General features: G+C 59.2%; 9 protein-coding genes. 8 read left to right on the forward strand and 1 reads right to left on the reverse strand.

What is annotated here, in order from left to right; all coding sequences use genetic code 11:
- Positions 1-252 precede the first annotated feature (252 nt).
- The 6 genes from K933_RS17170 to K933_RS18185 all read left to right on the forward strand — a co-directional run bounded on the left by K933_RS17170 (position 253) and on the right by K933_RS18185 (position 3,462).
- Complete coding sequence (locus K933_RS17170) at positions 253-528, forward strand: DUF7389 domain-containing protein (RefSeq protein WP_023396031.1); 276 nt, start codon at positions 253-255, stop codon at positions 526-528.
- A 48-nt stretch (positions 529-576) separates the two neighbouring features.
- On the forward strand, positions 577-807 hold the full coding sequence (locus K933_RS17675) for a hypothetical protein (protein WP_080509327.1): 231 nt from the start codon (positions 577-579) through the stop codon (positions 805-807).
- Between the two features lie 51 nt (positions 808-858).
- Positions 859-1,404 carry a hypothetical protein gene (locus K933_RS18180; RefSeq protein WP_152529875.1) on the forward strand — a complete coding sequence of 182 codons (546 nt, stop codon included), beginning with the start codon at positions 859-861 and terminating at the stop codon, positions 1,402-1,404.
- Positions 1,405-1,455: 51 nt separating this feature from the next.
- The gene (locus K933_RS17175; RefSeq protein ID WP_023396032.1) at positions 1,456-1,755 is read left to right on the forward strand and encodes a hypothetical protein; all 300 of its coding nucleotides are present in this window, start codon (positions 1,456-1,458) and stop codon (positions 1,753-1,755) included.
- 66 nt (positions 1,756-1,821) lie between these two features.
- Positions 1,822-2,829 carry a DUF6610 family protein gene (locus K933_RS17180; protein WP_049948019.1) on the forward strand — a complete coding sequence of 336 codons (1,008 nt, stop codon included), beginning with the start codon at positions 1,822-1,824 and terminating at the stop codon, positions 2,827-2,829.
- Between the two features lie 171 nt (positions 2,830-3,000).
- Entirely contained in the window at positions 3,001-3,462 is a 462-nt protein-coding gene (locus K933_RS18185; RefSeq protein ID WP_152529876.1) for a hypothetical protein, read from the forward strand.
- Between the two features lie 334 nt (positions 3,463-3,796).
- Here K933_RS18185 and K933_RS17185 read toward each other — a convergent pair whose 3' ends face one another.
- A complete protein-coding gene (locus K933_RS17185) occupies positions 3,797-4,228 on the reverse strand; it encodes a hypothetical protein (protein ID WP_023396034.1) in 432 nt (143 codons plus the stop codon).
- A gap of 167 nt (positions 4,229-4,395) precedes the next feature.
- Between K933_RS17185 and K933_RS17190 the strand changes: the two genes are divergently transcribed.
- Positions 4,396-5,319, forward strand: a complete 924-nt coding sequence (locus tag K933_RS17190) for an ArdC-like ssDNA-binding domain-containing protein (protein ID WP_023396035.1) — start codon at positions 4,396-4,398, stop codon at positions 5,317-5,319.
- Positions 5,320-5,563: 244 nt separating this feature from the next.
- A complete protein-coding gene (locus tag K933_RS17195; protein WP_023396036.1) occupies positions 5,564-6,583 on the forward strand; it encodes a phospholipase D-like domain-containing protein in 1,020 nt (339 codons plus the stop codon).
- The last annotated feature ends 412 nt before the right edge of the window (positions 6,584-6,995 follow it).

Raw genomic sequence — 6,995 nt, forward strand, 5'->3', positions numbered from 1 at the left:
TGCTGGAACGCTCACCCGTGGGTTCCGAACCCAGCGCAGATCCGTCGCCGGAGCGAACTCAACCAAGAGTCTTAACCAACAAACACTGGGACAACCCCTCGCCAGTGTTGGTTAACGAGCACTGTCCAGCGGCCCGCTGGGAGGGCAGCGGACTCGTGAAATGTGGAGTGTCACAGCGCGGGCTCGCTCCAAGAGCTGTTTATCTGCCCTCTGACGAGTGCGAGGGCGATTCGCGTCGTCCTCGTATCCGATATGACCGATCAAGGCGCAGCGGCTGACCAGTCGAACCGAACGGACGACACCAATCAAGAGCGTATCGAGTACGTCGAACGGACCGATGTCGGCGTCTCGCTCACGGTCAAACTCAAGCGCGGAACCGGAACTCGTGATCAGGACGAAGTGATCGCGAAAGCGAAAGGGTCGACGCTCGAAGACGCCCGTGAAGACATGGACGAACTTCGGGGGTACATCCGCGACCTCGCGGCGGATGCCCGGCAGATCCAACCCGACCCAGAGTCAGACGAGTAGGCTCCGGTGCTGTTTGTCGTCGCCTCATGCGAGCGGAGGCGACAGTCTATGAGCGATTCAGATCGATCAGTCGAGTCGAACAGTCTCACACCTGAACAGCGGCTCGAACCCGCGAACAGTCGGCTTCTCACGGCGGGCATCGAGACGATCCACGACATGGAGACTCTACACGCGTGCGTCGGTTACGAAAACGCCCACCAACAACGAACGCGCATCCTCGAACGGCTTGCCCGCCGCGGACGCGAGATCCGCGCTAACGACGGAGAAGAGATCACGTAGGTGAACTTCTCAAATATAATCACTTAACTAACCATATGAGGAAGTACTGCTATGAGTCACGGCCGCTTACTGTCCAATTCATCATATCGGGTCTTGGTCTGCTTCGTCGCCTTGACAGCATTTCTCCTGCTTGCCGGATGCGTGGCCCCGCTTGATCCACCTAGTCAGGCCGGACCTGTCTCAGTTCTCATCAACAACTCAGCAAACGCGACTCATACGTTCGATATTTATGTGATCGAGGCTCCCCCGAGCGAAGCAGGAATCGCTCTCCAAGGGCCCGGCGAGGATGACCGGATCACATCACTTGACGCCGGATCGGTAGTAGCGAATCTGAATCCTCAAGTCCGGAGCTACACCTCGGCTCATCCAGTTCCCGCAAACCAATCTCGACTTCAAGGCCGGTATGTCCTCGAACCCGGCGAGGAGAAATACCTCAACGTCACCGACTTCGAATCGAATCAGGTCATCGCATTCGTGATCTGGAAGGACAATGAAGTTATCTCGATCACGTCGGCTACCTGTACCGGCGACCTCACGGCCGTTGACTCGTTCATCAACCCATACGGGGCCTCGGGCGGCCGCGGCTGTCGGATCTAAGCTGTACTCGCGAGCTGTCTATCAAGCCTCGATGGGTGGAGGCTCGAATCCATGAGTAAGCACCCAGAGATCGAGATTCACCAGCAGACAGCGTTCGGCGACGACGGCCAGCTCGAAGTCAGCGAATCCAGCGTCGAAACCTCCCTCGAGGATTTCGGCGCCGACGTTGATCATCGCGAGCGCGACTCGCGGATTGATCGGCCCGAGGCAGCCGAGTTCGGCGTCGACGACCGGCCCAAAGTGGCGCGTTCGTCCGAAAGCGACCAGTCGAATCTCTTCGCCGAGACGGCAGATGACCAGCAGACGTTGACCGGCGACGATGCCGCGATGCAGTGTCTCTTCGGTGAGTAGCGAGAGCGGAGTTTCTCTGCCCCTCGGGGAGCTGCGGGGCGCTCAGAGCCTCGCAGGTGACTCCTTGTGTCTACACACGACCGACCAGCGCCAGCCAGCGACGCGACCAGCGCACGAACCGAGGCGCGACAGGCGAACTACGTGGCCTTCCTCCACCGGGTTCCGTTCGTCATCGACGCGCTCAACATGGGTTTCCTGCCCGGCTTTCGCGAGGACAGTTCCTATCAGCAACAGCAGTTTACCGACCTCAAGTGTCCGGTTGGGATGCTCGACAACGACTTTCGGAATCCCGACCTGAGCCGCTACGTCGAACGTGTCTTCGAACACGAACCACACGCGGGCATCGTCGGCGACGCGTACGACGCTGCCGAGGCACGGCGATACGTCGATGCGATCCGAGAGTTGGAGGCCAGCTTCCCTGACAGTGAGTTCATCGTCGTCCCGAAGTGCCGAGAGGCGATCGACGCCGTCCCCGACGACATCGTACTCGGCTACTCGCGTGGCTACGCCGACACGCTCGCGTGCGACTTCTCCGACCCCGTCGACTGGCGTGGGCGTTGCGTCCACATCCTCGGAGGCAGCCCGCCGAAGCAGTTGGACGTGATCGATCAGCTCACCCGACCGACGTTGACTGGCGACCCGCCCGCCGAGATCGTCGGCCTCGACTGGAACGGCGTGCATCGTGGCGCGCAGTTTGGCGAGTTCTGGACCGCCGACGGGTGGGACGATAGCGGTCGCGACGCGGACCACGTGAGCGTGCGTGATACGGTGCGATACGGCCTCGGTCACGTCCGGTCGTTCTGGCAGGCCCACGGCGTGTGGCCCGAGACGACACCACAGGCCGATGGAGTGACTGTCACCTACTCGGGCCCGTCACCGAGCGACTTGGAGAGCGCAGCGTGTACTGAGTGCGAGACGAACGTCTGGACGACCGAGCGCGGGCCCTACGTCGCAGAGTACGATACGGGCGCCGTCTGTGGCTACTGCTGTTACGATTGCTACTTCACGCACCGCCAGCAGAACGGGCTTGAGGAAGTCGCCGGCGAGAGGAGTGTCTCATTTCCGTCTGCGTAATGGGTATCAGGAGAGCAGTTAGGCGCTCTAATCAGTAGTCAGTATTAAATACACAAACAAAAATAAAATGATATGAACCGAGACTCTTCTTCGTCTGCTGTAGTACGTCAAGCGACTGTTTCTCTTGTTGTACTTACTCTACTATTATTGAGCACAGGATGTGTCGCTCCCGTGGGTCAAGAGGGAGAGGTCACTGAGGACTCCGACCAAGTAGGCCCCCCCTCAATTTATCTCAACAACTCCGGGGATGTGTCGTATGACTACGACGTATATGTGGTGGACGGTCCCCTCGCCGAACGAGAGATCGTGGTTGAAAGAGGAAACGGGCTCGAGAACTATGGTCGCTTCAATCAGGGGATTACTCTATTAGAGTTATCTGAGTCGTCGAGAAACATAAACTCGTTTAAACCTCCAGCCAACCAATCGCGTCTACACGGCGAGTACAGCCTTCCTCCCTCCAACACCACCCTTACAAACATAACCGACTTCGGCGATGGCGACACGGTAATCGTCGTCGTTTCAAATGAGTATCGAGTCGTCGCGGTTGTCGCTGTTGAGTGTTCTGAAACGCTTGTCGGGGTAGATGTGATAATGCTAGAGAATGGAACTGATGCCGGATATGATTGTAGATGAGGGTTGTCTGAAGTGAGTGGAGAAGTCACCGGCGAGTAGAGTTTACTCTCAACTCAGGGAAGTGTGTCACAAGCCCACGATGGACCCCGTAACGGCACTCGTGGAGGGCCGATCGTCGCGGGACGCCGGCTGGTATGCCGAGCGCTCGGACCAGAGCGTGTGAAACCCGCTGCCGGCTGGATTCTCACGCAGGGGCGTCCCCCACGCGACCACCCGGCAGCCAACGAGTATCACCCACCCGTACGGTCAGAGACCGCAGTCAAAATCCGAGCGGAGAGAGCGGATAAGTGTATATATCCTGAAATCAAGCGTGAGAATAGATCGGCGAGTGCGCTCACGCACTCGGTGGTGATCGCGAGCGGTTCCGGCCCCGAAGCCAGTACTCCCCACCCGCGACTAGCCCGTACGCGACCAAGTAGAACGGGACTCCCATGAACACGAAGAGGAATCCCGGCGAATCCCCGTCTCCAAACGGTGGCATGTACACGATCACGTGCCAAAAGAGGAGAACCACCACGAGCAGTACGGCCGGGCTTCGGAGGCGGTACCGGTACCACAGAAAGACCGGCACACCGATCGTGCCGAGCGCCAATACCGAGGACAGTACAACTGCGTGCCACAGCGTCCCTGAAATCGAGACGTTCGAGCCCGGAGCGAGGCTGTATGCGAACACGAGAGCCGAATAGAGGAGACTCGCCCCGGCACCGAGGAGAAGCGCTCGCTTCCCCTGCTCCGAGACTGACAGCCGTCGATGGAGGCCGACCATATCCAGTCGATATGTGAACAACACGCTAATGAACCTAGGCGCTCTCGGCGGCCCCTGCTGACGCTGCGAGACGGCAGGGAGGTCAGCTAACACACCGCCTGAGTTGGTTTATCGGCCCCTGAGGGGTGCGGGGTGCTCGGAACTCGTGAGCGTCCACGCAGTTCGCCATGTCACTACAGATGGATTCGCGGGTCACGTTCGACGACTCCGAGACCCGTCACGACGAGATGCACAGTTCGATCGACGAGTGGCTTGACGACCTCGCGACGCTCACTGACGACGCACGGGCTAGCCAGCAGTTCCAAGACTGGCTTGATGTCCAATCCCGGTTCCACGACTACTCCTATCGGAACACACTGTTGATCCACCTCCAGCGGCCCGAGGCGACCCGAGTCGCCGGATACAACACGTGGCAATCGGAGTTCGACCGGCACGTCCAGGAGGGCGAGTCAGCCATCTGGATCTGGGCGCCGATCATCACCACCCGCTGTCCGAACTGTCACAACTCCCCGTCGTATCACGACAATAGCGACTGTGAGTACGACGACACGCCACCTGCGGAATGGTCGCGTGGGCTGGTCGGGTTCAAGCCGACCGCCGTGTTCGACGTCGCACAGACCGAGGGCGAGCCGCTTCCAGAGTTGGAAACCGAAGCGACCGGTGACGCCGGCGACCTCGTATCTGCGCTCGTTGACGCCGGTGATGACCTCGGCGTGACCGTCGAGATCGTCGATGCCGACGAATGGGAGCACGGCGAGGCGATGGGCGTCTGCCGGTACCAGTATGCGGCTGAGAAGCAACCCATCGTCGAGGCGAAGGCGCGCTCGAATCAGGCTGATCTGGCGGTGACGCTCGTCCACGAGTACGCACACGCTCTGCTTCACAGCGGCGTTGACGCCGAGCAAGAGCGAGTGAAACGCGAGGTGGAGGCCGAGGCAGTCGGGTACGTCGTCGGCCGGTACTTCGGACTCGATACGAGCGGGTCAGCGTTCTACCTCGCGGCGTGGCAAGACGACGATACGGAGACGTTGCAGGATCGACTCGGCCGGATTGGTTCGACTGCCGAGTCGATTATCGAGATCATAGAATGAGTCACTTGTGAGAGATGCCTATCCCCTGGCTGTGTCGGGTGAAAGCGTCGATGGTAGAAGGGAGCCGTGGATAAAGGAGGTTCAATTATTGTTAAATAGAGTATTCAATTAGTGGTATACTCGATGAGTTCCGTCGACCTCCCATGAGGTAGCATCTTTCTGGCGCCAAGCATTTCAAGCGAGAACCGTTGTCGGCTGCAGATAGGTACAAACCGGCTCTACTACAAATACAGTCTACTTCCCCATGACCGATCTCCTCTACTGGCCGGGCGACGAGCTAAACGGCACAGACCGCTCGCGGTCGGAGTCGCCGTTCTGGAATGCAACCACCGAGCTCACGAACCAGACAGAGGCGCTCCGGATCGTCTGTCCGTACCTCGCTCCACGTTACATCAAGAAGATCACCGAGGACGCTTGTGATTGGCAGCTCGTAACCGACCTTCAGGCGTGGACGCGGGTGTACGGAAGCACCAAGGAGACAGAGATTATGGAGTTCGTCCACACCCACTCGGCACAGATCCGCCATTACCCCGGTGTTCACGCGAAGGCCGTGATCGGCGACTCAACGGCGGTCTTCGGCTCGGCGAATCTCACCCGAAACGGGATGACCGAACGCCAGGAGCTGGGTATCCGACTCCGTGATCGGAATGCTATCACTGATCTCCACGAGTGGTTCGACGCGCTCTGGGATCGCGGCAGCAAGATCGACCCTGAGACCGCTTCGCGTGACGTGTTTCCTCCGGAAGAGCACACAGCCGTTCCGGATTCGTTTGGGCGGCTGCAGCGGGCTCCGAGCCGTGAGTGGGCTGAATCGGTACTTGATCTACTAGCTACGGCGATCGACACCGTCGCACTCGGCGAGGATGATCCACGACTGGTGACGTCCGCCGCACAAGACAACCGGCTCGTCGTCACTGTCAACAGCCGATACGTTTGTGGCGGGTTCTTCGATGGCACGCCGCGAGTCGGGTTCATTCTTGCGGACGACGTCGGTGGTGTCGACGAAGCGCGCGAACACGAACTCTCGACGAAGTACTATCGATTCTCGACACGCGATGGTCGGAATCCACACTGGGTGGTGTTTGATCAGCTGCCGGACGACCCACTCCTCCAAATGATTGAGCCGGCATGGACGACTGCGATTGAGCGTGAGTTAGAGCGAGGGACACAGTCCCAGTACCGTCGTTATCATAACGACCGCGTGTATCGGCTGGTCGTCGACGATGCGTATCGAAATGCGATGCTCGACGAACTCTTCGCGTAGTCCATCTAGCTCTGGAGCAGGTAGGTTCACCAAATCGTAATTTGTCCGTCGACCCCCCGGGGGTTTGGGGGTGATTGAGGGTCGACGGAAGCACTAAGTCGGAGACCATCCAGAGAGGGATTATGTGCCCAAGATCGGGCATGGTTACAGACGAACCCTTGTGGGGTTGAAGCCACCAACGAGAACTCCGGCCTGGAGGGTACGTCGGTTACAGACGAACCCTTGTGGGGTTGAAGCTATCGGAGGCAGGGACGATCAGCGGGTCGTGGGCCGTGTTACAGACGAACCCTTGTGGGGTTGAAGCTGCGAACCGAACAACGGTGGTAACTTCAGAATGAGCGTTACAGACGAACCCTTGTGGGGTTGAAGCGATTCGAGTGTGACCTCCGTCACTCGTCTGCGGTTACAGACG

The sequence above is a fragment of the Candidatus Halobonum tyrrellensis G22 genome, from assembly GCF_000495475.1.
GTDB lineage: Archaea > Halobacteriota > Halobacteria > Halobacteriales > Haloferacaceae > Halobonum > Halobonum tyrrellense.

Excerpts from the sequence above, each read along its gene's own strand:
- K933_RS18180 (WP_152529875.1), top strand. The coding sequence starts at position 859 with ATGAGTCACGGCCGCTTACTGTCCAATTCATCATATCGGGTCTTGGTC.
- K933_RS17185 (WP_023396034.1), bottom strand. The coding sequence starts at position 4,228 with ATGGTCGGCCTCCATCGACGGCTGTCAGTCTCGGAGCAGGGGAAGCGA.
- K933_RS17195 (WP_023396036.1), top strand. The coding sequence starts at position 5,564 with ATGACCGATCTCCTCTACTGGCCGGGCGACGAGCTAAACGGCACAGAC.
- K933_RS17675 (WP_080509327.1), top strand. The coding sequence starts at position 577 with ATGAGCGATTCAGATCGATCAGTCGAGTCGAACAGTCTCACACCTGAA.
- K933_RS17170 (WP_023396031.1), top strand. The coding sequence starts at position 253 with ATGACCGATCAAGGCGCAGCGGCTGACCAGTCGAACCGAACGGACGAC.
- K933_RS17190 (WP_023396035.1), top strand. The coding sequence starts at position 4,396 with ATGTCACTACAGATGGATTCGCGGGTCACGTTCGACGACTCCGAGACC.
- K933_RS17175 (WP_023396032.1), top strand. The coding sequence starts at position 1,456 with ATGAGTAAGCACCCAGAGATCGAGATTCACCAGCAGACAGCGTTCGGC.